The sequence below is a fragment of the Deinococcus aquiradiocola genome (assembly GCF_014646915.1).
In the GTDB taxonomy this organism is placed as follows: Bacteria; Deinococcota; Deinococci; order Deinococcales; family Deinococcaceae; genus Deinococcus; species Deinococcus aquiradiocola.
In genome coordinates this window covers 114,019-138,226 of the sequence record NZ_BMOE01000006.1, presented here as the reverse complement: position 1 = coordinate 138,226, position 24,208 = coordinate 114,019, and the positions used below count along the sequence as shown (strand labels likewise).

Genomic DNA, 24,208 nt, shown 5'->3' with positions numbered 1-24,208 from the left:
AGGACCCTCACCTTGACGTACAGCCCGACCACTTCCGTACGACGGACCCGTTCCCTTCCCGCCGCTCTCTCTCTCCTCGCCTATCTGCTGGCCGGCACCTTCTTCGGCGTGGTCCTCGTGAAGAGCGAGGCGGCCAGCTGGTACCGCATTCAGGAGATGTTCCGCTTCCAATCCTTCCACATGTACGGCCTGATCGGCTCGGCCGTCCTGACCGGCCTGCCCACCACCTGGCTGCTCAGGCGCTTCCAGACCCGTTCGCTGACGGGCCAGACCATTCAAATCCAGTCCAAGGATCCCGGCCTGCCCCGGTACGTGCTCGGCGGCCTGATCTTCGGGCTCGGCTGGGGGCTGGCAGGCGTCTGTCCCGGCCCGGTCTTCACCCTGCTCGGCAGCGGCGTGTGGGCCATGCTGATCGTGTTGTTCTTCGCTCTGCTCGGCACCTGGCTGTACGGCGTGCTCCGCGACCGCCTGCCGCACTGACCGCCCTGCCGCCCCCGGCGCTGGAGGAACCTTGAACACCGACCTGCACGACCACTGGAACACCGTCTATCTGACCAAGTCCGCCGACACCCTCAGCTGGTATCAGGCCGAGCCGCACCTGAGTCTGGAGTTGATCGCTGGCGCGCAGCTGAACCCGGACGACGCCATCATCGACGTGGGCGCAGGAGCCTCGGCACTGGCCGACGCCCTGCTCCGGCGCGGGGCACGCGACCTGACCCTGCTGGACCTCTCCGAGCAGGCGCTCGCCGTGACACGCTCCCGCCTGGGAAGCGCGCCGCAGGTACGGTACCTGAGTGCCGACCTCCTGAACGCCGACCTGCCACAGAGCCACTACGCGCTCTGGCATGACCGTGCCGTGTTCCATTTCCTGACTGACGAGGCCGACCGTGCCCGCTACGTGCACCAGGCCAGCCGTGCCGTCCGGCCAGGCGGCACACTGGTGCTCGGCACGTTCGCCCCAGACGGCCCGAAACGCTGCAGCGGACTCGAAGCGCGGCAGTACGGTCCCGAACAGCTGGGGGGGATCTTCGCTCCCACCTTCCACCTGACGGCGGCCCGGCACGAACAGCACCTGACGCCCGGCGGTCAGGTGCAGACCTTCACCTTCGTCGTGCTGAACCGCCTGCTCTGAACGCTGCACCCGAACTGTGGCGAAATCTGAAGTTCAGGTATCAGATATAATCGCAGACGATATTGCCTGACCAGACTCTGGTATGCTCGGCAGGTGCGCGTCAATCCGGAATCCCTGATCACCTTCAGTGCCGTGGCGGAACTCGGCAGTGTCAGCAAGGCTGCAGAATTCCTGAACCTCAGCCAGCCGGCCGTGTCCGGACAGCTGCGCGCACTGGCCGACGCTGTCGGCGCGCCACTCTACACCCGGCATTCGCGCGGCGTCGTGATCACCGCCGACGGACTCGACCTCCTCCCGCACGCTCAGGCAGTCGCCCGCAGCATGCGCCGCGTCAGTGACCTGGCTCACCAGAACCGCCACCACCTGAAGAAACACGTGCGGCTCGGCGTCTCCTGGACGCTCGCCGCAAGGGCCGTGCATCTCGCCGCGCGGTACTCGGACGACACCCTCAAAGTCAGCCTGCATTCCGACCACACGCCCAGGCTGATCCAGCAGGTCGCGGAAGGCGAACTCGACGCGACCCTGGCCGTGGACGCCTCGCACGCCCTGCCGGACGGACTGGAGGCACGGCGCTTCTCCAGCGAGGACCTGCGCCTGATCGTCCCGCACGATCACCGGCTGGCCGGACAGGGCTACGTGCCTCTGAGCACCCTGCAGGGCGAAACGCTGCTGTGGCCCATGCCCGAATCCTCGGTGCGCCGCCGCGCTGCCCGCCTCCTGCAGGTGAGCGGCATCACTCCACGGCACGAACTGGAACTCGGCAGTTTTCTGGCCCTCAGGGCCGCACTCATGGACGGCGTGGGCGTCGCCATCCTGCCCGGCAGCATGGTTCGCCCGGAACTCGCGACCGGACTCGTCAGCAGCGTCGGACTTGAAGCCAACGACATCACACTCGGGTACCACGTGGTGTCCGCGCCGCTCTCCATGCTGTCCGGTCCGGTCCGTGAAGTGCTCGGCGCCGTGTGATCCGGATCATGGGTTTGATCCGATGACAGGGATGCCCGAAAGTGCACCGGCATCCCTCCCTGGGCAGATCAGGGCCCCTGACTGGCACAGCTGCGCAGGAGAGGACGCTTGCCCGCTTCTTGGGCAGAACGGACGCCCTACAGGACGCCTGCCCGCTTCCATCTCCTCCAGGCCGGACGTGTTGGTGCCTGCGGCCGGGCGGCGGCTCCGCGTTCAGCTCAATTCGGTCTGACGCACCGCCCCGGCGTGAACGATCAGGCGCGTTCGGCCGTGTTCAGGCGTCGGTCCAGCCCTCGACGGACACGCCCCCGAACACCGCCTGCCGTAATCCCGCCGAGAAGAAGTCCGGTCCCGGCGAGCTGACCCGGTCCAGCGTCTCAAGCTGTGAGGGGGTCAGGTGGACGTCCAGGGCCGCGAGGCTGTCCTGCAGCTGCGGCAGGGTCCGCGCGCCGACGAGGGTGGAGGAGACGCCCGGCTGCGCCAGCGTCCAGGCCAGGGCCACCCGGGCGGGGGAGTGCCCGACCTCCACCGCGACCGTGCGCAGGGTGTCCAGGATCTGCCAGTTGCGTTCGGTGAACTTGGTGAACGGTCCCTGGAAGGGGTTGCTGCCGCTCAGCCGGCCCTGCGGGCGGGTGAGATCGTCCCGGCTGTATTTCCCGGTCAGGAAGCCGCCTGCCAGCGGACTCCACGGCATCAGGCCCTGGCCGCCGTCCCGGGCGCTGGGGCGGTGCTCGGCTTCCAGCTGACGGGCCACCAGCGAGTACTCCAGCTGCACGGCGACGGGGCCGGGCACCCGGTCGGCCTGGGCCAGTGCGGCCATCTTGGTGGCGTACCATGCGGGCATGTCGGACAGGCCGAAGTAGCGGATCCGTCCGGAACGGACCAGGTCTCCCAGGGTCTGCAGGACCTCCTCGACGGGCGTGACCATGTCGTAGACGTGCAGCCAGTAGAGGTCGACGTACTCCGTCTGGAGGCGCTTCAGGGAGCCCTCCAGGGCCGCGTGGATGTGTTTGCGTCCGTTGCCGCCCGCATGGGGATTGCCACGCTGGGCGCTGAAGCCGAACTTGGTGGACAGCACCACCCGGTCGCGCACACCATGCTCGGCGATGAACTGACCGACGAGTTCCTCGCTGCGGCCGCCCGAGTACACGTCGGCGGTGTCGATGACGTTGCCGCCCGCGTCCAGGTAGGCGCCGAGGATCTGTCTGGAGACCTCGTCGGTGGCGCCCCATCCTGCCGCGCCGAAGGTCATGGTGCCGAGGGCCAGCGGGCTGACGATCAGGCCGGAGCGGCCCAGCGTGCGGTGATCGGTGAGCTTCACCGTGTCTCCAGCTGCGCTGAGGGCCTCGGGGACGTGAACGCCGGGGTCCGGGGAGAGCGGTTCAGAACCGGAGCCTGGCGCTGTTCATGCCGCCGTCGACGTCGAGGATGCTGCCGTGGACGAAGGCGGCCTCCGGCGAGACCAGGAACCGCACGGCGTAGGCGATGTCCACCGGGCGGACGGGACGACCGGAAACCGTCCCGGCCGTCATGGCGTCCAGGGCGGCACCGAAGGCCGCGTTGCCCGGCGTGAGGGTCGCCCCGGGGGCCACGGTGTTGACGCGCACGCCGCGCGGGCCGTACTCGGCGGCCCAGTTGCGGGTCAGCTGCTCGATGGCGGCTTTCGACGCGGTGTACATCGCGCCGCTGGACGTTCCGACGCGGCCCATCCAGGAGCCGATGTTCACGATGTGCCCCTGGCCCCGTTCGGCCATCCCCGGCGCGATCTCGGCCACGAGCACGTGCGGCGCGCGGATGTTGACGTTCAGGATCGCGTCCAGGTCAGGGTCGCCGAGTGCTTCGGTGGCGGTCACGGGGTAGACGCCCGCGTTGTTGACGAGGAGGTCCACCCGGCCGCCGAGGGCAGCGGTGGCCTGACGTGCGAAGGCCCGGAGGTCGCCGGTGGTGCCGGTCAGGTCGGCCGCCACGGCCACGGCCAGACCGCCCGTCCGGGTGATGGCGTCCACCACCTGTCGGGAGCGGCGGGCGTCGCGGCCGCTGACGACCACGTGGGCGCCGGATGCGGCGAGCACCCGGGCGATGGCCTCGCCGATGCCGCTGCTGGAGCCGGTGACGATGGCGTTGATCCCGGTCAGACGGCTGTCGGTGGGGAGGGTGTCGAGGAGTTCGGCGTTGGTCTGCAGGTTGGACATGGGGACCCTCCGGGGCAGGCGCGGACGCCGTGGTCTTGCGCCTCTTAAAGCAGTTGCGTTTTACAACCAGTTGAACCTTATCCTGACCGGTGCAACAATGCAAGCAGTGAAGGCAACGGTGAACGAACCCCACACACAGGACCACCCCAGATCCGGCTGCCCCGTCAGTCTCGGACTCGACATCTTCGGGGACCGCTGGACACTCCTGATCATCCGCGACCTCATGTTCAGCGGCAAACGCCACTACCGCGAGATGCTCGCCTCCGACGAACACATCTCCACCAACATCCTGGCCGACCGACTCAAACTCCTGCTGGCCGAAGGCATCATCACGAAGGCCGCAGACCCCGGACACCAGCAGAAAGTCATCTACAGCCTGACCGAGAAAGGCGTCGCCCTGCTGCCCGTCCTGATGGCGATCAGCGAATGGAGCCACCAGTACCGCCCGGTCGGCGAACCCTACCGGCAGGCAGACGGACCGCCGCCATTCGCCGCTGCAGCGACCTGGTCACAGGAAATGGAACAGGTGCGGCGCGTCCACCTCACCCTGGACCAGCCGTGAAACGCTGACCCCCACCACCGCCGCACTCATGCAGCCCCGTGAAGAGCGGTTCCCTCCCCATGCATCCACTACCCCCATGCATCCACTACGCTCAGTGGATGCGCGTCAACCCGGCGTACCTCATCACCTTCAGCGCGGTGGTGGAGCTCTGCAGCGTCAGCAAGGCAGAGGAAGAGACTCGCACGGCATCGTCCTGAATGCCGACGGGCCCGAACTCCTCCCGCCCGCCCAGGCAATTTCCCGCACCATGAGGCGCGTGAATGACCTGGCCGTGGAAAAGCGTCACCAGCTGAAGAAACACGTGCGGCTCGGTGGGTCCTGGATGCTCGCTGCGCGGGCCCTGCCTCTGGCCGCCCATTTTTCGTACGGTTTTGAGCTGAACTCCTGGAGTACAGCCGAGCGACAAGGGCGCCAACAAGTACGGTTCGGAGGAGATGGAAGCGGGCAGGCGTCCTGTAGGGCGTCCGTTCTGCCCAAGAAGCGGGCAGGCGTCCTCTCCTGCGGAGCTGTCCCAGTCATGGGCGCTGATCTGCCCAGGAAGGAATGTGCCGTTCCCGGCATCCCTGGAATCGGATCAACACCGTATCAGCAGGTCCCCTGAAGGTCAGCCTGCACTCCGACTACACTCCCAGACTGATTCAGCTGATCGTCCCGCACGATCACCGTCTCGTCGGGCAGAGCGACGTGACCCTGAACGTGCTGCAGGACGAGACGCTGCTGTGGCTGATACCGGAATCCTCAGTGCGTCGCCGCGTCGCCCGGCTCCTGCAGGTGAGCGGTACCACCCCACAGCGCGAACTGGAACTCGGCAGTTTCCTGACCCCCAGGGCCGCTCTGCAGGACGGGCTGGGCGTGGCCGTCCTGCCCGTCGGCATGGTCAGGTCCGAACTCGGTGCCGGGTTCGTCGGCAGCGCCGGACTTGAAGCCAACACCATCACGCCCGGGGACCAGGTGGTGTCGGCGCCGCTCGCGACGTTGTCCGCCTCGGTCCGCGAGGTCCTCGGCGCCGTGCGATTCGGATCAGGTATTCGCCGGTCCGCGCGCACCGTCCGGCCCGTACGTGAGCAGCATCACGCCCCCGCCCATCTCCCGCGAGGAGAGGAGACGCAGCGGCACCCGGTCCCCATCCGCGAAGAGCCGTTTTCCGCTCCCGAGGGCCAGCGGGTACACCAGCAGGCGCAGTTCGTCGACCAGGCCGTGCCGCAGGAGCGTCTGAGCGAGGGTGGCGCTTCCGTACGTGAGCAGGTCGCCGCCGTCCTCCCGTTTCAGGGCCTGGACGGCCCCCGCTACGTCGCCCGTCAGCGGTGTGGCATTCCATTCCAGGGCCGTCAGGGTGGTGGTCGCGACGTACTTCGGGAGGGCGTTCATCCGCTCCCCGAACGTCCCCGTGCCGGTCGCCGAGGGCCAGTAACGGGCGAAGCCGTCGTACGTCACGCGCCCCAGCAGCAGCGCGCCACAGCTGAAGAGTTCCTCTCGCTTGAACGGCCCGATGTCCGGCCCGTCATATCCCTGCTGCCACGCGGTGGAGTCCTCCATCACGCCGTCCAGGGTCAGGAATTCCGTCACGATCACTCTGCGCATCTTCGCTTCTCCCGAGGCAGTACGGTGGTGTCCGTCCCCCATCCCCGTTCTGAACCTCGATCCCCTCACGGAGATCCGCCTGTCGGGACGCCTGCCCGCGCCTCCGCCGGTGCCGAGAGTATGCCATGCCCGTGAGACGTGCGGTCAGGGACGCCCTGTATCGCTGTTCACCTCCAGTCCCTCCAGCGTCATGAGACGGGCCACCACGTCCGGTGACTGTGGGCGGCCCGTCAGGTACCCCTGCGCGATGTGGCACCCCAGGGACCGCAGGGCACTCAGCTGCGCCGGGGTCTCCACGCCCTCGACCACGATCGGCAGCTGCAGGCTGCGCGCCAGGGCCATCAGGGCCTCGATCACCTGCCAGGAGGCGGGGTCGTCCGTGACGTTCGCGAGCATCGACCGGTCAAGCTTCAGTTCGTGCAGCGGGAGCCGCATCAGCGACGCGAACGACGACTGGCCCGCCCCGAAGTCGTCCAGCGACAGCCGCACGCCCAGTTCACGCAGGCGGCCGAGCTGACGGGCGGCCAGTACCGGATCGCGGATCGTGAGCCGTTCCGTCAGTTCGAGTTTCAGCAACTGCGGCGGCAGGCTGTGCAGTGCGAGCGTGGTCGCCACCACGTCCGGGAAATCCTCACGGTTCAGCTGCACCGGCGAGACGTTGACGGCCACCGGCACCGTGAGTCGCCACAAGGCCGCCTGACGGCACGCTTCATCCAGCACCCACGCGCCGAGCGGCACGATCAGCCCTGTGTCCTCGGCCAGCGGAATGAACTCGTCCGGCGGCACGCTGCCCCGCTCGGCGTCCACCCAGCGGGCCAGGGCTTCCAGGCCAACCACCTGCCCGCTGCACACGTCGACCTGCGGCTGGTACTGCAGCGTCAGGGTTTCAGCTTCGATGGCGGCCCGCAGCCGCAATTCGAGCTGCAGACGCTCCTGCGCCGCCGAGTCCATCGCCGCCGCGAAGAACCGGAACGCGTTCTTGCCGGCCCCCTTCGCCTCGTACATGGCGAGGTCTGCCTGCCGCAGCAGGTCTTCGACTCCCGTGCCGTCCTGCGGTGCGACACTGATGCCGACACTGCACCCGACCGTCACGTCCAGGCCTGCCACGCGCAACGGCGCGGTCACGGCCTCCTGCACCCGGAGCGCGACGCGCGCGGCATGGTGCGCGCTCCCCAGGTCCGGCACCACCAGCACGAACTCGTCCCCGCCCACGCGCGCCACCGTGTCGCTGGGCCGCAACGTACTCTGCACGCGCGCCGCCACCTGCCGCAGCAGCTCATCTCCCGCCGCATGTCCGAGCGTGTCGTTCACGCGTTTGAAGTCGTCCAGATCGACGAACATCACCGCGAGCTGTGTCCTGTGCCGCTGCGCCCGTGCCAGTTCCTGCCGGAGGCGGTCCGTGAGCAGCACCCGGTTCGGCAGGCCCGTCAACGCGTCGTGCCGCGCGTCGTGCGCGAGGCGCTCGTTGAGGGCGAGCAACTGCGTTTCCGTTCTCTTGCGTTCCGTGATGTCCCGGTCGATGCCGAGCACGAGTTCACGGCCGCCCAGCACGAGGAGCCGCGAGGTGCTCTCTATCGGGAAGACCCTGCCGTCCCTGCGCCGGTGCGTGCCTTCCCCTTTGGCCGTGTGGCCCTGGGTGCGGATCCATTCCAGCAGCGCGGGTCCCTCGCGGGCCATCAGGTCGTCCTCGTGCAGCACGTCGATGGACTGCCCGACGAGGTCGCTGCGCCGAAAGCCGTTCATGTCCGCGAAAGCCACATTGCACTCCACGATGCGCCACGGCATGCTGCTGTCGTGTGGATCGATCAGTACCACGCCGTCCCCGGAGTGGTCGAACAGCGCCCGGAAGCGCTCCTCGCTCTCCTGCAGTGCCAGCCGGGCGAGGCGTTCTCCCGTCACGTCGACGCCCGTCGCGACCAGCAGTTCGATCTCGCCGTCCCCGCCGAGCAGGTGCGTGGTCTGCCAGTCGATGTACCGCCGCTCCCCCTGCGGCGTCATCCAGTAGTTCTGGTACGTGCCGATCGGGGAACCCGGCGCCATGCCGGCGTACACGGTTTCCGCGCGGGCCGCCTCAGCCTCGTCGAGCACCAGCGGCCACAGCAGCTGCCCGGTCACGTCCGCCTCGCGGTGCCCGGTCAGCCGTTCGCAGGCCGCGTTGAACCGCATGATGCGTCCAGCGCGGTCAAGGACCACGATCAGGGCCGCAGAGACGTCGAAGGCCGCCTCGGCGACGTCGTGCCGCGACAACGGTCCCGCGGGTCGCTGCCGGGCGTTCCGTTGTTGTTCTCCCTCGCCGGTGACCATGCTTCAGGCTAGGTGTGCGGGCCTGACACGGGCGTCACAGCCACACTCACAGCAAGGCCAGATGAATGTTCTTCGGGGCAAGTCCAGCACCGCACCACGGACGGGCGCACGGGTCCGGACAGGTCACCCCCCCGGGCCGTCAGTGCCAGCCGAGGGCGTTCAGGATCACCAGCAGACCGAGGCCCGCGACCAGCGTCCACAGCACGTTCCGGGTGCGCCACGCCACGGCTGCCGCGACCACGCCCGCGAGCAGCCTCGGACCGAGGGGTGCGAACGTCTGCGTGCCGGGCGTGAAGAGCAGGTCCGGCACGATCAGTGCCGCCAGCACGGCCGCCGGGACCAGGCCCAGCAGCGCCGTCAGACCTTCCGGCAGGCGGCGGTCACGCAGCAGCACCAGCGACGACGCCCGCAGCGCCAGACTCACGACCCCCACCCCCACGATCAGCAGCCAGACCGTCACACCCGCCTCCCGGCCCGGCGCTGCACGGCGGCGCCCACGGCGATGCCGCACACGGCACCCAGGATCAGGTTCAGCCGGAACGGCAGGCCGTGCGCGGCCACCGCGGCCGCAGCCGACACCAGGGCCGCCGTCACCTGCGGCCGGGCACGCAGGACCGGCATGAGCAGCGCGATGAACGACAGCGGCACCGCGAACTCCAGCGGCCAGCTTGCCGGAATGCGGGCGCCCAGCAGCGCCCCTGCCGCCGTCCCGGCCTGCCACGTCACCCACATCAGCGCGGACGCCCCGGCGTAATACCGGACCGGGTCGCCCTCCGTGCCGGGACGGCCGACCGTGAGCGCGTACGACTGGTCCGTCAGGGCGTACGCGAGCGGCCAGCGCCGCACGAGCGGCACCCCACCGAAGATCGGCAGGAGCGACGCGGAATACATCGCGAACCGCAGGTTCACGATCAGGGTCGCCAGGACGATCAGCGGGGTCGGCGAGTGCCCCGTGAACATCTGCGCGGCGATCAGCTGCGCCGACCCCGCGTACCCGATCAGCGAGAAGGCGATGGACTGCAGCGGCGTGAACCCGGCCTGCACGGCCGCGATGCCCGCCACCATGCTGAACGGCACCACGCCCGGAATGAGCGGCACGAAGGCGCGCATCCCGCGCCGGAACGCCCCGCCCGCAGCGGTGGGCAGGGTCATACCGCCCGCAGCGGCAGGCCCACGTGACGCGCGCGGCGGACCTGCACCTGCCTCAGATGTGGCGTACCGCTCCCTTCGCCGCGCTGGTCGTCATGCTGGCGTAGGCACGCAGGGCGGCCGTCACCTTGCGGGGCCGCGCCTCGGCCGGTCGCCAGCCGAGCGCGTCCTGCCGCTCCCGGCGCGCGGCGAGCTCGGCGTCAGTCACCGCGAGATGGATGCGGCGCGCGGGAATGTCGATCTCGATGGTGTCCCCGGTCTGCACGAGGCCGATCGTCCCGCCCTCCGCCGCCTCCGGCGACACGTGCCCGATCGACAGGCCCGACGAGCCGCCGCTGAACCGGCCGTCCGTGACGAGCGCGCAGGCCTTCCCGAGCCCCCTGGACTTCAGGTAACTGGTGGGGTACAGCATCTCCTGCATGCCGGGACCGCCGCGCGGCCCCTCGTAGCGGATCAGGACGACCTCGCCCGCCGTGACGCTCCCGTCCAGGATGGCGTCCACGGCGGCGTCCTGAGACTCGAAGACGCGGGCCGTACCCGTGAACTTCAGGATGCTGTCGTCCACCCCGGCCGTCTTGACGATGCAGCCGTCCTCGGCGAGGTTGCCGTACAGCACGGCGAGCCCGCCGTCCTGCGAGAAGGCGTGCTCTGCGCTGCGGATCACCCCCTTCTCGCGGTCGAGGTCCAGCGCCGTGTACCGCCGCGCCTGCGAGAACGCGAGCTGCGTGGGCACGCCGCCCGGCGCGGCCCGGTAGAAGGTGTGCGTCGCCTCGTCCTGCGTGCGGGACACGTCCCAGCGCTCCAGCGCCTCCTGCAGGCTCCCGGCGTGGACACTGTGCACGTCCCGGTTCAGCAGACCCGCCGCGTCCAGCTGCCCGAGGATCGCCATGATGCCGCCCGCGCGGTGCACGTCCTCCATGTGCACGTCGCTCCTGGCGGGCGCGACCTTGCACAGCACCGGCACGCGGCGCGACAGGCGGTCGATGTCCTCCATCGTGAAGGCCACGCCCGCCTCGTGAGCGGCGGCCAGCAGGTGCAGCACCGTGTTCGTGCTGCCGCCCATGGCGATGTCGAGCGTCATGGCGTTCTCGAAGGCCTGGAAGGTCGCGATACGGCGCGGCAGGACGGCCTCCTCGTCGCCCTCGTAGTACCGTTTCGCGAGGTCCACGATCACCCGCCCGGCCTGCCTGAACAGCGCCTGCCGGTCCGCGTGCGTGGCGAGCACCGACCCGTTCCCCGGCAGCGACAGGCCGAGCGCCTCGGTCAGGCAGTTCATGCTGTTCGCCGTGAACATGCCCGAGCACGACCCGCAGGTCGGACAGGCGCCGCGCTCCACCGCGCCGAGGTCCTCGTCGCTCACGGCGTCGTCGGCGGCCATCACCATCGCGTCCACCAGGTCCAGCGAGTGCAGGGTGTCCTTCAGCAGCACCTTCCCGGCCTCCATCGGGCCGCCCGACACGAACACCACCGGGATGTTCAGGCGCAGCGCCGCCATCAGCATGCCGGGCGTGATCTTGTCGCAGTTGCTGATGCACACCATCGCGTCCGCGCAGTGCGCGTTCACCATGTACTCCACGCTGTCGGCGATCAGTTCACGGCTCGGCAGGGAGTACAGCATCCCGTCGTGCCCCATCGCGATCCCGTCGTCCACGGCGATGGTGTTGAACTCCTTCGCCACGCCGCCTGCCGCTTCGATCTCTCGCGCCACCAGCTGCCCGAGGTCCTTGAGGTGCACGTGGCCCGGCACGAACTGCGTGAACGAGTTCACCACCGCGATGATCGGCTTCTGGAAGTCCCCCTCCTGCATGCCCGTCGCCCGCCACAGGGCGCGCGCGCCCGCCATGTTGCGGCCTTCGGTCGTCGTTCTCGAACGGTACGTCGGCATAATGCCTCCGATTGTGCGCCACACGAGCCGCAGACAGCCCACGCCGGGGTAGACGTCTGGATGAGGACCATCTGTGCGGTGTCCGGCAAGCCACGGACGTCCCCAGGTCAGAGCGTCAGGTCGATGCGTGGGGGGAGCGCGTCCCCCTGGGCGGCGCGCTGCGCAGCGGCGGGGACCTGCGCCAGCGAACGCGGCCGTGTCCGGCCCGGCAGGGCAGACAGGGCGAAGGCCGTCAGCATCGTGCCGGGAATGGCCGTCAGGTGACTGTCGTACAGGCCGGTGAACAGCAGCACCGGCAGCGCCGAGAACCACGCGAGGTTCCCCAGCCCCGGCCCCCGCACCAGCACGCTGCCGGACAGCACCAGCAGGTACAGGCCCAGGCCGACCGTGCCGAGTTCCGACAGCATCTGGAAGTAGTCGCTGTGCGCGTAATTCACGAAGAGCTGCTGGACGTTCTGACCGGCCGGCCGGGCGGGTTTGCGGTACTGCTGGAATTCCGTCACGAACTGCCCGACACCTGCGCCCTGCACAGGATGGGCGTCCCACATGGCGTGCCCGAAGCTGTGAATGTCGCGGCGGACCGCCAGAAAATTCTCGAAGTTCTGGCTGCGGATCCCGATGCGGGCCTTGTAGTCGTTGAAGGTCTGCTGTCCGGCAGGCGTCACGAACAGGTACGCGCCGTACAGGACACCCCCGGCCAGGGCCAGGGTGAGGGTCAGGCCCGCCCACCAGCGTTTCCGCCAGATCCACACGAGCAGCGGCAGGGCACCCGCGAGCATCACGGCGGGAATGCTGCTGCCGTCCGTCTGCAGGTTGGTGTACTGCACGCCCACCTGCAGTGCGGCCAGGGGCAGCACCCACAGCGGCGTGAGCCAGCCGCGCGGGCGGACGAAGAGGACGGCGCTGCTCGCGAGGGCCGCGACGGGAATCAGGTACCCGCTGTAGTGGCTGGGGTGGAAGTACGGTCCCGTCAGGTACTTGTCCGGCACGCCGGAGATGGTCTGCGCGCCGGGCACGGTGATGCCGCGCTGCTGCAGCAGGGCGATCACGACGGCGGCCGCGCCGGTGAGCAGCATCGTGACGGTGACCACGCCGCGCCGGGCGGGGGTGCTGCACAGCAGGTGCAGGCTGACGGCCGTGCCGATCACGGCCGTCCACACGCCCGCCCAGCGCTGCGCTTCGAGCGGGTACGGGGCCCAGGTGGTGCTCGCCCAGACCCAGCCGAGCAGGAGCAGGGCCCCGATCAGCCATACGGGATTCCGGACCGGGAGCGAGCCGCGCACGAGCAGGCTCGCCAGCGTCAGGAGCGCCGTGACGCAGCCGAGGACCGTGAGGCCCATCATGCCGGTCCCGAAGGTGCTGCCCTCGTAGAGCGGCGCCCACACGATGGTCAGGAGGGCCGCTGTGAGCGCCAGCCCGTCGAGGAGGCGGTGCAGGACCTTCACGGCTGCCTGCCGGTCGCGGGAACGCCGCGCGCGCACTCCGGGTTCGGGAGGAGCCGCTGGCAGGTGGCGTACGCGCTGGCCGCGTCCGGCAGGCGTCCCAGCGCGACGAGGTACCGGGCGCGTTCCAGCCAGAACCCGGCGTTGTTCGGGTCGCGGTCGAGCGCGTCCTGCAGGAGCGGCAGGGCTTCGGCGTAACGGAGTTTCACGGCGTACATCCTCGCGTGCTCGTACGCCGGGAGCGGCCAGTGCGGGTTGAGGGTTCCGGCCCGCCGGAAGGCCGCGTCGGCCTGCGCCTGCCACGCGGGAGTGTTGCGGAAGATCCACAGGCTGCGGTCCACCTTCGCGAGGGCGAGCTGCAGTTTCGCGTCACCCGGCAGCATTCGCGCGGCGCGCGTAAGGGTGGCCTCGGCCAGTTCGAGGTCGAGGCTCTTCGCCTGCACGTCTGCGAGCTGCGCGAGGGACTGCGCCTGACGGTCACGGACGGTGAAGACGCACACCCACACCAGCGGCACGGCCAGCAGCAGCGCGAGCAGGCGTACGGTCCAGCGCAGTGCAGCGGACGGGGGAGACGGAACGGGAGAGGCGGTCACGGCAGCGTCGGGGATGGTCACGGGTCAGGCACCAAGAAGACACCGACCGCGAGACGCACGGTCGGTGGAAGAGGTCAGGAAGGCTGGAGAGAGAGACGGACGAACGCTCCTGCGCTCAGCTGCCGCCGCCGCGTGCCGTGACGGGCGACTGGGCCGCCGCCGCGACGGTGTTCACGGCCGCCACGATGGTCGGGTCGGACGCGGCCGCCGCGAACGACTGCGGGGTGAGCGTGCCGAGCTCCGGGTGCGCCGCGATGAAGCCCTGCGCGGCCGCGTCCGTGAGGGTCTTGCCGGTCGTGGACTGCACGAAAGCCTGCACCGCCAGCACAGGCGACACCGCCGCGTTGGCGTTCGTGACGAGGGCCGCCATGAGGGTGGGCGTCAGCCCAAGCTTCTTGCTCATGAGGGTGAAGGCCGGGGACTTCGCGAAGGCGGCCGGGTTGCGCTGGATCGCGACGATCTGCGCGGGGGTCAGCACGACCCCCTTGGCCTTCGCGAGCGTGATGATGACCTGCGATCCGGTCAGCGGGGCCTGGGCAGGCTGGGCCATGACGATGGTGGGGGCGGTGAACGCGGCGAGCGCGGTCAGGGAGAGGGCAGTGTTACGCATGATGGACCTCCAGGACCTCAAAACTGAGAAGGATGATAGCACACCCTGCCCCCTCCAGGCGGGCGATTTCTGCACATTTTCCGCCGTTCACGACACGCTGGCGGCCATCCACATGAATATTCACACGGCCGCCAGAATATGTCAGGCGCGGCCTGCAGGTTCGGGACCCGGCCCGCGCACAGGAACGCGTCCCCCACCTGCCAGCAGACGCCGTCCGGGAGGACCCGGCGTCCTGCGGGGGGGGGCACCCAAGGACACGGCCGCAGGCGTTCAGGAATGCGCAGGCAGCGGCACGACGCGGTTGCGGCCGAGGTGCTTGGCGCGGTACAGCGCCTGATCCGCACGGTCCACGACGCTCCCGAGCTCCACCTCGTTCGGTCCGGCCTGCGTCACCCCCACCGACACCGTCACCGTCAGACCGGTGCTGTCGGGCGCCATGACCGCCATCTCCTGCACCGCCGACCGCAGCGCCTCGGCCCGCGCCTGCGCGGCTTCCGCGCCGCAGTTCGGGAGCAGCATCACGAACTCCTCCCCGCCGTACCGGCACGCCACGTCCTCCTCCCGGAACTGCTGCCCCATCACGTGTCCCAGCCGCCGCAGTACCATGTCGCCCACCGCGTGCCCATGCACGTCGTTGAAGGTCTTGAAGTGATCCACGTCCAGCATCACCACGCTCAGCGGCCAGCCCTGCCGCCGCGCCCGCGCCAGTTCACGCGCGCCCGTCTCCTCGAAATACCGCCGGTTGTACAGGCCTGTCAGCGGGTCCCGGACGCTCTGATGCTGCAGCGTCTCCTTGAGCCGCAGGTTCGCGAGCGCCAGCGACACCCGGTCCGCGAACCGTTGCGCGAGCGCCTGACCGTCCCGCAGCGCCGCCGTGTCCGGGAAGTGCAGCGTCACCACACCCAGCGTCTCACCCTGCGCGCTGAGCGGCAGGCACAGCGACGCCCGGTCCGTGTGGTCGTGCGCGCAACGCGGCACGTGCAGGTCCGGCGCGGCCGCGTGCGCCGCCCCGAGCCGCGACGCCCAGCACTCCTCCGGCAGCCACGTCCCGCCCGCCTCGCCGCACCCCCACGCGGCGAAGCGGTCCAGCACGTTCCGGGACGCCGCGAGCAGCGACACGCTCCCCCCCGTGGGAAACAGGGCCGGCGCGACCCGCGTGATGACGTCCGCCGCCTCGCGCGGCCCCTCGCAGGCCTGCATGAACACGCCCAGCTGCCCGAGGTGCAGCAGTTCGGCCGTGCTGGCCTGCACCATCGCCTCCACACGCGATTCCAGCGTCCGCTGCAGGGACCGCTGCTCCTGCAGGTTGCGTTCCAGCGAAGCCGTCATGTCGTTGAAGTGCGCGGCGATCACGCTCAGCTCGTCATCCCCCTGCACGGGAATGCGGACGCTGAGGTCGCCCGCCTGCACGCGCGTGGTGGCCTCCAGCAGCGGCACGGTCAGTCGCCGCACCCGCCGCAGCATCAGGACGGCCAGCACCGCGCCCAGCACGGCGATGAGCGGCAGGCCGATCAGCACCGCCCAGCGGGCCGCCGTGACCCGCTGCTGCGCCGTGCCCTGCCGCCCCGCGAGCAGCCCGTCCTCCACGTCCACCAGCGACTGCGCGAGCGCGAGATTCTCCTGCAGCTGCTGTGCCAGGGTGCCCTGCGGCGGCAGACGGAACAGCCGGTCGCGCCACACCTGCAGGCGCCGCTGCTGCGGAGGGTTGTCCTGCACCAGGGCTGAGGTGCGCTGCCAGGTGCGGGTGAAGGCTTCCCGGTCGGCGGCGCTGCGGGTGATGAGCCACTGCCGTTCCAGGGTCTGCAGGGTCCGCACCCCGTTGATGACGTCCTGCGTGTGCCGCACCTCCAGGGCACTCTGCCGGGCAGCCTGAAAGGCCGGGAGGCTGAAGGCGGCCACCGCGACGATCGCGAGGACCGGCAGCAGGAACCCCACCAGGAGCTGACGCTCCAACGACTGACGCGCAGGCATAGACGCCCAGCGTACCGGAAGCCTGCACGAAGAGTGCGACTCCACCTGCAGAAAAGTGTGCCGCAGCCTACTGGACAGCCGGTGTCCGGCAGACCGTGCCGGAGAGCGGCGCAACGCCTCGCGTCACTTCAGGTCCAGTGGCAGCCAGTACTCGCACTGATGGTCGGCCGCGAACCCGGTGCTTTCCTGCACGCCAGTGGGCGTGAAGACCTGCACGTTGCCGCGCGCCGCGTCGAAGGCCTGCCAGCCACTCCCTGCACCGTTCGGGTTGCCGGTCTTCACGAAGGCCATCCACGCGCCGCTGAAGGCGTCCGACAGGGTCCGCTGGGCGGGCGTGAACCGGGCCGTGTCAGCCAGCCCGGCGATGGAGGTCTGGAAGGCATACACGAGCGAGCTGGAGTGAGGCGAACCGAGCCCCGGCAGGTCGACCGGGGTCTTGAGGACGGTGACGGCCTGCGGGTCGTTGAACTCGAAGGCGTACACGGGAACGTACTGTGAGACCGCCTGATTCACGCGCAGCGCCGTGCAGCTGAACACGGCGTCCGTGAACAGGGTCGCGAACGCCAGGGCCGGCGTCCCGTAGCGGCGGTACGGGTAGCGGGCCAGGGTCCGGCTGGTGTTCAGCAGCCCGACCGTCAGACCGGTTCCGCCCCAGTACAGCAGCGGCGTCACTGGCTTCCCGTCAGGGGACGCCACCTGAATGAAGAGCCGTCCCTCGTCGTGCGTGGTGCCGTTCAGGACCGGCACCCGGTTGAACTGCCCGCTGCCGAACGCGTCACGCAGCTGCAGCGGCAGATCGGCACTCAGGTACACGGGAGACCAGACCTGCGCGCTGGTGGGCCGCAGGCCCGGCACCTTGAGCGCCAGCAGCTTCTGCAGGTCGAGGGTGCGCAGGCACGCGAGGTCCGTGGCCTTGCAGCCGAGCGCGCCCACAGCCCGGGTGTTGCGGGCCTCCGCCTGCGCGAGCGTGACCGCGTTGCCTGGACTGGTGCACAGTCCACTCTGAATGATCGCGCCCCGGAACAGCCCCGCCGACTGCGGCGACGCGAGGTGCGCGCAGACACTCATGCCGCCCGCCGATTCCCCCGCCAGCGTGACCTTCGCCGGGTCCCCTCCGAAGGCCGCGATGTTCGACTGCACCCAGCGCAGGGCCGCCTGCTGGTCCTGCAGGCCGTAATTGCCGGACGACCCGCCCCCTTCGGCGCTCAGGGCGGGCAGTGACAGCCACCCGAGCGCCCCCAGCCGGTAGTTCACCGTGACCACCACGACACCGTACTTCCGGGCCAGCTCCGCACCGTTGTAGATGCCGCCCGACCCAGTGATGAACGACCCGCCGTGAATCCAGGTCATCACCGGCAACCGGCTCTGCGGCGTCACGCCTGCCGGGGTGTACACGTTCAGGGTCAGGCAGTCCTCCTTACCCCGGACGGTGCCGGGCGTCTCCCCGGGCAGGGCGAACAGCGCGATCACGGTCTGCGGGCACTGACTGCCGACCTGCGCGGCGTCACGCGGCGTCGTCCACGGTGCGGCCGGCTGAGGCGACTTCCAGCGCAGCGCGCCGACCGGCGGGGCCGCGTATGGAATGCCCAGGAAGCTGCGCACCTGCGACTGACGGCCCACCACCGGGCCGTGATCCGTCTGGACGGTGACAGGCTCAGGCGGCAGGGCCGTGCCCTGGGCAGCAGCAAGACCGGTGAACAGGGCGGCGGACAGCAGGGCATGAACCACCGGAAACCTCTTCATCAGGGAAACCTCCGTGTCTCCAGTGTGCCGCAGCATGCTGGCCCGGCAGGGCAGGCAGCGGCATCGGTGAAGGCCGGGTAAAGACGCATGTTGAACGCGCGCGAGTCAGCTCCCCCGTCCCATGCCCCCCGGACCCTCTTCTCCCGTTTTCCCCTCGCGCGTGGAGTAGACCACGCCGCACAGTGGAGCCATGACCTCCCAGGACGCCCGCCTCTGGAACCGTTCTTTCCTGCTCTGGTGGCTCGGCTCGGCGCAGAGCGCGCTCGGCACGGCCCTCGCCGGGATCGCCACCAGCTTCCTGGTGCTGCACCAGACCGGCAGCGCCGGCAAGATGGGCGTGAACCTCGCGCTCGCCCTGCTCCCGAGTCTGCTCTCGCCGCTGTTCGGGACGCTGGTGGACCGCCTGCCGCTGCGCCTCCCGCTCATGGCCGGGAACGTCCTGCGCGGCGCGCTGCAGCTCACGGTCGGCGTGCTCGCCCTGCGCGGGCACGTCCCGCTCGAACTGATCTACGCCGCTTCCTTCCTGACGGGGATGATCGGGGCGTTCTACACGCCCGCCAGCATGGGCGTCCTGCCGCGCCTCGTGCGGCGCGAGCACCTGCAGCGCGCCACCGGCCTCATGCAGGGCAGCACGCAGGTCATGCAGCTTGCCGGGACGGTCGGCGGCGGCGTCCTCGTCGGCCTGCTCGGCAGTGCGCCTGCCCTGCTGATCGACGGGACCACCTTCATGCTCTTCGCGGTCCTCACCCTGCTGATCCGGCTGCCCGCCCGTGGCAGCGTGCCGTCCGGTGAGACCTTCTGGGCGTCGTTCACCTCCGGATTCCGGTACGCGCTCAGCAGTCCCGTCACGCTGGGCCTGCCGCTCATGGCCTTCATCCTGAACGCGGCCTTCGCGCCGCTGGAGATGCTGCTGCCCGCACGCATGACGGCCCTCGGTGCGGGCGCGCAGGGCTTCGGGCTGTTCTTCGGCCTGCTGCTCGCCGGGCTCGCCACCGGCAGCTTCGGCATGTCCGCCCTCGGGCACCGCGTGGACGCGCGCACCCTCAGCGTGCCCGCCTACGTGACGATGGGCGCCGTCGTCCTGCTGCTCAGCTTCACGCGCGCCCCGCTGCAGATGTACGTCCTCGCGTTCACGATGGGCGTCGCGAACGCCGTCCTCAACCTGTCCATCACCGTGATCTTCCAGCGGCGCGTCGCGCCCGAATACTACGGCCGGGTCGGCAGCCTGCTCGGGATGGTCAGCACGGCCGGCATGCCGCTCGCGATGCTTGTCCTCGCCCCCGTCGCCGACCGGGTCTCCGTACAGCTGGTCTTCGGTGTGGCGGGCGTCCTCACCCTCCTCGCGTCTGGCGTGTGGGCGATCCTGCTGCGCGCCGACCGGCCCGCCGAAGCGCCCGCCACCCTCCCCGCCTGACCCTGGGCACGGCTTCCACCGGGGCGGCTTCACAGGCAGCTCACGAAGTTCAGGCACCGGTGGCCCGTCCATCAGCTTCGCCGCCTACCCTGACGGCATGGTGAAGTACCAGGCCAGCGCCCACTACATGGATTCCGACGACGTCATGGCGGTCGTCGGACTGTTCCGCTCTCAGATGGAAGCACGGCGCGCCTGCCAGCGACACGCCCGGCAGATCCTCGAATTCCGCACCCGCCCAGCCGGCATCTGGAAAGCGCAGGGCCCCAAGTACTGGTACGAGATCGTCCGCATCGAACAGGAGCACACCTGAACGCCCGTGACGCCGGAACGCGGCGCTCTCCCTGCAGACGCCACGGTACCGGTCCGGTGAACAGGGTCCCCGGTGCTGCTTCCCGCATCTCCCGTGTCTCCTTCAGGCCGCGTGTGGCCGGTCTCGCCTCCTGAGGAAGGGGAGGACACGGCCGGCCTTGATAAAGCCTCCGGTGAGACTCCTGTGACGCGCCCCTCCGTAGCATGAACGGGCGACGGGACGCCGGGGGCCTGCCGCCGTGCAGGAGGCACGTCCCAGATGAGCGCTGAAACCACTGCCCTGCCTGTCGTTCCGCAGCTGCCGAGTGCGGCAGAGGACGAACGTCTCGCGGAACTGTACCGGTACGGCATCCTCGACACGCTGCCGGAGGAAGCCTTCGACCGGGCGTGCCGGGTGGCCGCGCTGCATTTCGGCGTGCCGCTCGCGTACGTCGGCCTGATGGACCGCGACCGGCAGTACTTCAAGGCGTGCTACGGCGCGGACGAACGTGAAATGGACCGCCGCCTGACATTCTGCGCGTACGTGATCGCGTCCGGCGAACCGCTGGTGGTGGAGGACCTGACACTGGACGTGCGCTTCCGCCCGCTGCCGCTCGTGACGGACGGCCTGAAGCTGCGCTTCTATGCGGGCGCGCCGCTCGTCACGCCGACCGGATCGGTGATCGGGACGCTGTGCGTCATGGACACCGTGCCGCGCACCTTCAGCGACGCGGACACGCGCATGCTGTCGGACCTCGCGGCGGGCGTGGTGAGCGAACTGGAACTCCGTGCCCTGCGACGGCGGCAGGCGTGCGACGAGACGCTGCTGGAACAGGTGTCGGACGCCGTGATCGGCACGGACGTGGACGGGCACCTCCAGTACTACAACGGAGCGGCCGCGGCCCTGTACGGCTTCACGGCCGCCGACGTGGCGCGCCCCCTCACGGAACTGTTCACCTCAACGTCCAGCCTGCGGCCCCTGCTGCCGTCGGAGGTTGCGGACGGACTGAACGAGGAGGTGCACGTGCGGCGCGACGGGCGTCAACTGACCGTGCAGCGCCTCGTCGTGCCGGTCACGGCGGCAGACGGACGGGTCCTCGGGTACCAGTGTGCGGTGCGCGACGTGACGCGCCTGAGAGCGGACACCGCGACCCTGCAACTCCTCGAGGGTGTGACACGCGACTCGGCAGACGCCGTCATGATCCTCGACGCGGCTGGCACGGCCCCGGAGGACCTGCGGGTCGTGTACGTGAACGACGCGTTCGAGCGGCTCGCCGGTCAGTCGCGAACGGACGTGGTCGGGAGGGTGCCCGCCCATCATGCGCGCCTGATGCACGATCCGGAGCGCGCCGCACCCTTCCTGAACGCCATACGGAACCGTGAGACGGTGACGATGGATCTGCCGGGACCGTCCCGGCCGGACGGTCGCCCGCTGACGCTGGAAGTGCGCCTGATGCCGCAGTCGGGACCGCAGCACCGCTGGATGGTGCTGATGCGCGACGTGACCGAGGCGCGCACCAACGAGCAGCGCCTGCGGCTGATGGAGCGTGCCGTGGACCGTGCCGGGGACGGCGTGATGCTCTGTCGGCGCGATTCCCGCACGCACGAGATCCGGATCACGTACGTCAACCAGGCCTTCACCCGCCTGAGCGGGTACCGGACAGACGAAGTGCTGGGCCTCGACCCGAACGTCCTGCTGCTCGGCGCGCACGGCGAGACGCACCTGCAGGAGGTGTACGCCCGCCTCGCGCGCGGCGAGCAGGCCGAGTCGAGACTCCTGAACACCCGCAAGGACGGCAGCCTCACGTGGCTCGACGTGTCGTTCAGCGAGGTGGAACGCACGCCGGACCACACCACCTGGATGGTCACGCAGCGCGACGCGAACCAGGAGGTCTGGACCGAGATCACGGAACGCGAGACGCGCGCCGTGCTGGAGATGTCCGTGCAGGACCGCGCGCTGGAGGACGTGCTGAGCGGCGTGTGCCACCTCGTCGTCACGCGTCTCCCACACGTGACCGTCTCCATCGCCACGCGTGAGGACGACGGGACGCTGCTCGTGCAGGCGAGCGACTCGCGGGCCGGCACGGTCGCGCTGCTGCAGAAGCTCCGCATGGTCGGCCCGCTGCGGGTCGGCCCGCAGGACGGAACGTTCGGGTACGTCGTCACGCACGGCGAGGCGCTGTTCCTGACGGACCTGCAGGCGTACCCGGGCCCTCACCGATACCGGCAGGCCCTCCAGCAGGAGGGCATTCGGGGGATCTGGACGCTCCCCATCCTGGGGCGGCAGGGGCAGACGGCAGGTGCCATCAACGTGTTCGTGCCGGAGGGCCGCCTCCCGAACCCCGAAGAGCTCCACCTGATCGAGGACGCCGCGCGCCTGTGCAGCCTGATCCTCGTGCGGCACCGCACGCAGCGGGAACTCCAGCACCTGGCGCTGTTCGACCCGCTGACCGGCCTCCCGAACCGCGCGCAGTTCCAGACGCTGCTCACACAGACCATTCAACGCGCGCAGCGCGAAGGGCAGCGCTTCGCGGTGGGTCTGCTGGACCTCGACCGGTTCAAGGGCATCAACGACACCCTCGGGCATGATGCCGGAGACGACCTGCTGCAGCAGGTGGCGGTCCGCCTTCAGGAGGCCTTCCGTGAGGAGGACGTCGTGGCACGCATGGGCGGCGACGAATTCACGCTGATCCTGCCGTGCCGCAGCCTGCGCACGGACTTCACGGCCGGCATCCAGCGCCAGATCGAACGGGTGTTTCAGGCGCCGTTCCAGCTTCACGGACGTGAAGTGTTCATCCGTGGCAGCCTGGGGCTCTCCCTGTACCCGGAAGACGCCCTGAGCGCCACCGACCTGCTGCGGCAGGCAGACGTCGCCATGTACCACGGCAAACGCAGCGGCGTGCCGGTCGTGCTGTACGACGCGGGCAGCGCCACCGCCAGCGGCGACCCGGGCCTCGAAGCGGACCTGTACCGCGCGCTGGAACGCGGCGAACTGCAGGTCCACTACCAGCCGATCTTCGGCCCGACCCTGGAACGCGTCGGCGCGGAAGCCCTGCTGCGCTGGCAGCACCCGCGACACGGCAGCATCCCGCCTTCCGTCTTCATCCCCCTCGCCGAGAGCAGCGGCCTGATCGTCCCCATCGGCGACTGGGTGCTGCGCGAGGCGACCCGGCAGCTGAACGCCTGGCACGCCACGCAGCCGCATCTGACGGTCAGCGTGAACCTCAGCGCGCGGCAATTCCGGAACCGTGACCTGGTACGGGACGTGGCCGACATCCTCCGCGCGAACGGCACGCCGCCCCACCGGGTGGTGCTGGAAGTCACCGAGAGCCTGCTGATGGACGTGCCGGACGCCGAGTGCGTCATGCGGGACCTGCGGCAGCTCGGCGTGCAACTGGACCTCGACGATTTCGGCACCGGATACAGCAGCCTGTCGTACCTGCAGCGCTTCCCGTTCACGGGCCTGAAGATCGACCGGTCCTTCCTGAGCAACCTCGGCCTGGAGGCCGGTGCGGACGGTCCCGGCGCGAATATCGTGCGGTCGGTGGTGGCGCTCGCGCACAGCCTGAATCTCACCGTCACGGCAGAAGGGGTGGAGACGCCCGCCCAGCTGAAGTTCCTGCAGGGCATCGGCTGCGAGCACCTGCAGGGCTACCACCTCGGTCGTCCTGCACGGCCCGCCCCCCTGCCTTGATCCGGTGTTGAGCTGAACTCCTGGCGTTCAGCCGAGCGGCACGCGAGGCCGCCGCCCGGCCGCGAGTCCGACAGCGCAGCTTTGAGGCGATGGAAGCGGGCAGGCGTCCCGCAGGGCGTGTCGTCGTGACCGGACGCTGAATACGCCACGCTGTCCGTTCTGCACGAGAAGGAATGCCTTCGCTGTTCCCGGCATCCCTGGAATCGGATCAGGACCGGATCAGCGACCGAAGGTCAGGTTCAGGCTCAGGGCGCCCTGCCGCACCTGCACGGCGTCCACGCTGAACCCCAGGTCCAGCGCACGATTGAGGGCCGCGTCGTCACTGAAGATCAGCAGCGTACCCGTCCCGCCCTGAGCGCGCGACAGCGTGCCCGAGTGCACCGGGTAGCGGCGCCGCAGCTCGTTCACGGACAGCACGCCGGGCGTCGCCACCAGCGACTGCGTGTCGCAGTAGCACACCAGACGCTTCATCGAACCGTACGCGGTACACGGCCCGGTCTGCGGGCACGTCACGAAGTACGTCTCCGCGCCCACGTGTCCCGCACCCGCCAAGCCGAGCGCCGTCACGAGGGCGAGCGCCGCCCGGGTCGGCTTGCGCACAGGACCGTCGCGGCGGGAAATGAGGACGAGGGGAGCCGGGATGCGGGCGCTGCGTGAACCGTTGTTCATGGTGTTCCTCCTG

At 69.8% G+C, this 24,208-nt stretch carries 20 protein-coding genes and 1 pseudogene; 8 read left to right on the top strand and 13 right to left on the bottom strand.

What is annotated here, in order from left to right:
- Positions 1 to 12 precede the first annotated feature (12 nt).
- From IEY33_RS10620 to IEY33_RS10610, 3 genes are all read left to right on the top strand, one after another.
- Positions 13 to 480, top strand: coding sequence for a DUF6691 family protein (locus IEY33_RS10620; RefSeq protein ID WP_229670936.1), 468 nt, complete (start codon positions 13 to 15; stop codon positions 478 to 480).
- Positions 481 to 511: 31 nt separating this feature from the next.
- Complete coding sequence (locus IEY33_RS10615) at positions 512 to 1,132, top strand: class I SAM-dependent methyltransferase (RefSeq protein WP_229670935.1); 621 nt, start codon at positions 512 to 514, stop codon at positions 1,130 to 1,132.
- Between the two features lie 93 nt (positions 1,133 to 1,225).
- Positions 1,226 to 2,098 (top strand): LysR family transcriptional regulator, encoded by an 873-nt coding sequence (locus IEY33_RS10610; protein ID WP_188963244.1) that lies wholly within the window; start codon positions 1,226 to 1,228, stop codon positions 2,096 to 2,098.
- Positions 2,099 to 2,372: 274 nt separating this feature from the next.
- Here IEY33_RS10610 and IEY33_RS10605 read toward each other — a convergent pair whose 3' ends face one another.
- Together IEY33_RS10605 and IEY33_RS10600 are read right to left on the bottom strand one after the other, a co-directional pair.
- Positions 2,373 to 3,419 (bottom strand): aldo/keto reductase, encoded by a 1,047-nt coding sequence (locus IEY33_RS10605; RefSeq protein WP_188963243.1) that lies wholly within the window; start codon positions 3,417 to 3,419, stop codon positions 2,373 to 2,375.
- 61 nt (positions 3,420 to 3,480) lie between these two features.
- Complete coding sequence (locus IEY33_RS10600) at positions 3,481 to 4,290, bottom strand: SDR family NAD(P)-dependent oxidoreductase (protein ID WP_229670934.1); 810 nt, start codon at positions 4,288 to 4,290, stop codon at positions 3,481 to 3,483.
- Between the two features lie 118 nt (positions 4,291 to 4,408).
- Between IEY33_RS10600 and IEY33_RS10595 the strand changes: the two genes are divergently transcribed.
- Together IEY33_RS10595 and IEY33_RS19560 are read left to right on the top strand one after the other, a co-directional pair.
- Positions 4,409 to 4,852 carry a winged helix-turn-helix transcriptional regulator gene (locus tag IEY33_RS10595; RefSeq protein WP_229670933.1) on the top strand — a complete coding sequence of 148 codons (444 nt, stop codon included), beginning with the start codon at positions 4,409 to 4,411 and terminating at the stop codon, positions 4,850 to 4,852.
- A 543-nt stretch (positions 4,853 to 5,395) separates the two neighbouring features.
- Positions 5,396 to 5,848 (top strand): annotated as a pseudogene (locus tag IEY33_RS19560) (substrate-binding domain-containing protein); the annotation flags it as partial.
- 24 nt (positions 5,849 to 5,872) lie between these two features.
- On the opposite strand, the gene IEY33_RS10585 reads toward IEY33_RS19560, so the two are convergent.
- From IEY33_RS10585 to IEY33_RS10540, 10 genes are all read right to left on the bottom strand, one after another.
- Entirely contained in the window at positions 5,873 to 6,433 is a 561-nt protein-coding gene (locus tag IEY33_RS10585; protein ID WP_188963241.1) for a dihydrofolate reductase family protein, read from the bottom strand.
- 144 nt (positions 6,434 to 6,577) lie between these two features.
- Positions 6,578 to 8,680 carry a putative bifunctional diguanylate cyclase/phosphodiesterase gene (locus tag IEY33_RS10580; protein ID WP_188963240.1) on the bottom strand — a complete coding sequence of 701 codons (2,103 nt, stop codon included), beginning with the start codon at positions 8,678 to 8,680 and terminating at the stop codon, positions 6,578 to 6,580.
- A 196-nt stretch (positions 8,681 to 8,876) separates the two neighbouring features.
- The gene (locus IEY33_RS10575; RefSeq protein ID WP_188963239.1) at positions 8,877 to 9,197 is read right to left on the bottom strand and encodes an AzlD domain-containing protein; all 321 of its coding nucleotides are present in this window, start codon (positions 9,195 to 9,197) and stop codon (positions 8,877 to 8,879) included.
- A complete protein-coding gene (locus IEY33_RS10570) occupies positions 9,194 to 9,889 on the bottom strand; it encodes an AzlC family ABC transporter permease (RefSeq protein WP_188963238.1) in 696 nt (231 codons plus the stop codon). The genes IEY33_RS10575 and IEY33_RS10570 overlap by 4 nt, the downstream gene beginning before the upstream one ends.
- Before the next feature lie 52 nt (positions 9,890 to 9,941).
- Positions 9,942 to 11,771: a dihydroxy-acid dehydratase gene (ilvD, locus tag IEY33_RS10565; protein WP_188963237.1), complete on the bottom strand. Its 1,830-nt coding sequence runs from the start codon at positions 11,769 to 11,771 to the stop codon at positions 9,942 to 9,944.
- A gap of 107 nt (positions 11,772 to 11,878) precedes the next feature.
- Positions 11,879 to 13,216, bottom strand: coding sequence for an O-antigen ligase family protein (locus tag IEY33_RS10560; RefSeq protein WP_188963236.1), 1,338 nt, complete (start codon positions 13,214 to 13,216; stop codon positions 11,879 to 11,881).
- Positions 13,213 to 13,827 (bottom strand): tetratricopeptide repeat protein, encoded by a 615-nt coding sequence (locus IEY33_RS10555; protein WP_188963235.1) that lies wholly within the window; start codon positions 13,825 to 13,827, stop codon positions 13,213 to 13,215. Before IEY33_RS10555 ends, IEY33_RS10560 begins: the two co-directional genes overlap by 4 nt.
- A gap of 94 nt (positions 13,828 to 13,921) precedes the next feature.
- Positions 13,922 to 14,416 (bottom strand): hypothetical protein, encoded by a 495-nt coding sequence (locus tag IEY33_RS10550; RefSeq protein WP_188963234.1) that lies wholly within the window; start codon positions 14,414 to 14,416, stop codon positions 13,922 to 13,924.
- Positions 14,417 to 14,686: 270 nt separating this feature from the next.
- Positions 14,687 to 16,387 (bottom strand): diguanylate cyclase, encoded by a 1,701-nt coding sequence (locus IEY33_RS10545; RefSeq protein WP_188963233.1) that lies wholly within the window; start codon positions 16,385 to 16,387, stop codon positions 14,687 to 14,689.
- Between the two features lie 123 nt (positions 16,388 to 16,510).
- Complete coding sequence (locus IEY33_RS10540) at positions 16,511 to 18,130, bottom strand: carboxylesterase/lipase family protein (RefSeq protein ID WP_188963231.1); 1,620 nt, start codon at positions 18,128 to 18,130, stop codon at positions 16,511 to 16,513.
- Positions 18,131 to 18,320: 190 nt separating this feature from the next.
- Here IEY33_RS10540 and IEY33_RS10535 point away from each other — a divergent pair, with 190 nt between their 5' ends.
- The 3 genes from IEY33_RS10535 (at position 18,321) to IEY33_RS10525 (ending at position 23,526) form a co-directional block, all read left to right on the top strand.
- Complete coding sequence (locus IEY33_RS10535) at positions 18,321 to 19,544, top strand: MFS transporter (RefSeq protein WP_188963228.1); 1,224 nt, start codon at positions 18,321 to 18,323, stop codon at positions 19,542 to 19,544.
- Between the two features lie 97 nt (positions 19,545 to 19,641).
- Positions 19,642 to 19,854, top strand: coding sequence for a hypothetical protein (locus IEY33_RS10530; RefSeq protein WP_188963224.1), 213 nt, complete (start codon positions 19,642 to 19,644; stop codon positions 19,852 to 19,854).
- A gap of 258 nt (positions 19,855 to 20,112) precedes the next feature.
- Positions 20,113 to 23,526, top strand: coding sequence for a bifunctional diguanylate cyclase/phosphodiesterase (locus IEY33_RS10525; RefSeq protein ID WP_188963223.1), 3,414 nt, complete (start codon positions 20,113 to 20,115; stop codon positions 23,524 to 23,526).
- A 219-nt stretch (positions 23,527 to 23,745) separates the two neighbouring features.
- Here the strand turns inward: IEY33_RS10525 and IEY33_RS10520 are convergent, their stop codons facing one another.
- On the bottom strand, positions 23,746 to 24,195 hold the full coding sequence (locus IEY33_RS10520) for a hypothetical protein (protein ID WP_188963220.1): 450 nt from the start codon (positions 24,193 to 24,195) through the stop codon (positions 23,746 to 23,748).
- Positions 24,196 to 24,208 lie beyond the last annotated feature (13 nt).

What these genes read in the sequence shown, in the direction of transcription:
- IEY33_RS10545 (WP_188963233.1), bottom strand. Translation starts at nt 16,387, where the DNA reads ATGCCTGCGCGTCAGTCGTTGGAGCGTCAGCTCCTGGTGGGGTTCCTG.
- IEY33_RS10520 (WP_188963220.1), bottom strand. Translation starts at nt 24,195, where the DNA reads ATGAACAACGGTTCACGCAGCGCCCGCATCCCGGCTCCCCTCGTCCTC.
- IEY33_RS10535 (WP_188963228.1), top strand. Translation starts at nt 18,321, where the DNA reads ATGACCTCCCAGGACGCCCGCCTCTGGAACCGTTCTTTCCTGCTCTGG.
- IEY33_RS10600 (WP_229670934.1), bottom strand. Translation starts at nt 4,290, where the DNA reads ATGTCCAACCTGCAGACCAACGCCGAACTCCTCGACACCCTCCCCACC.
- ilvD (WP_188963237.1), bottom strand. Translation starts at nt 11,771, where the DNA reads ATGCCGACGTACCGTTCGAGAACGACGACCGAAGGCCGCAACATGGCG.
- IEY33_RS10525 (WP_188963223.1), top strand. Translation starts at nt 20,113, where the DNA reads ATGAGCGCTGAAACCACTGCCCTGCCTGTCGTTCCGCAGCTGCCGAGT.
- IEY33_RS10550 (WP_188963234.1), bottom strand. Translation starts at nt 14,416, where the DNA reads ATGCGTAACACTGCCCTCTCCCTGACCGCGCTCGCCGCGTTCACCGCC.
- IEY33_RS10540 (WP_188963231.1), bottom strand. Translation starts at nt 18,130, where the DNA reads ATGAAGAGGTTTCCGGTGGTTCATGCCCTGCTGTCCGCCGCCCTGTTC.
- IEY33_RS10570 (WP_188963238.1), bottom strand. Translation starts at nt 9,889, where the DNA reads ATGACCCTGCCCACCGCTGCGGGCGGGGCGTTCCGGCGCGGGATGCGC.
- IEY33_RS10530 (WP_188963224.1), top strand. Translation starts at nt 19,642, where the DNA reads ATGGTGAAGTACCAGGCCAGCGCCCACTACATGGATTCCGACGACGTC.
- IEY33_RS10585 (WP_188963241.1), bottom strand. Translation starts at nt 6,433, where the DNA reads ATGCGCAGAGTGATCGTGACGGAATTCCTGACCCTGGACGGCGTGATG.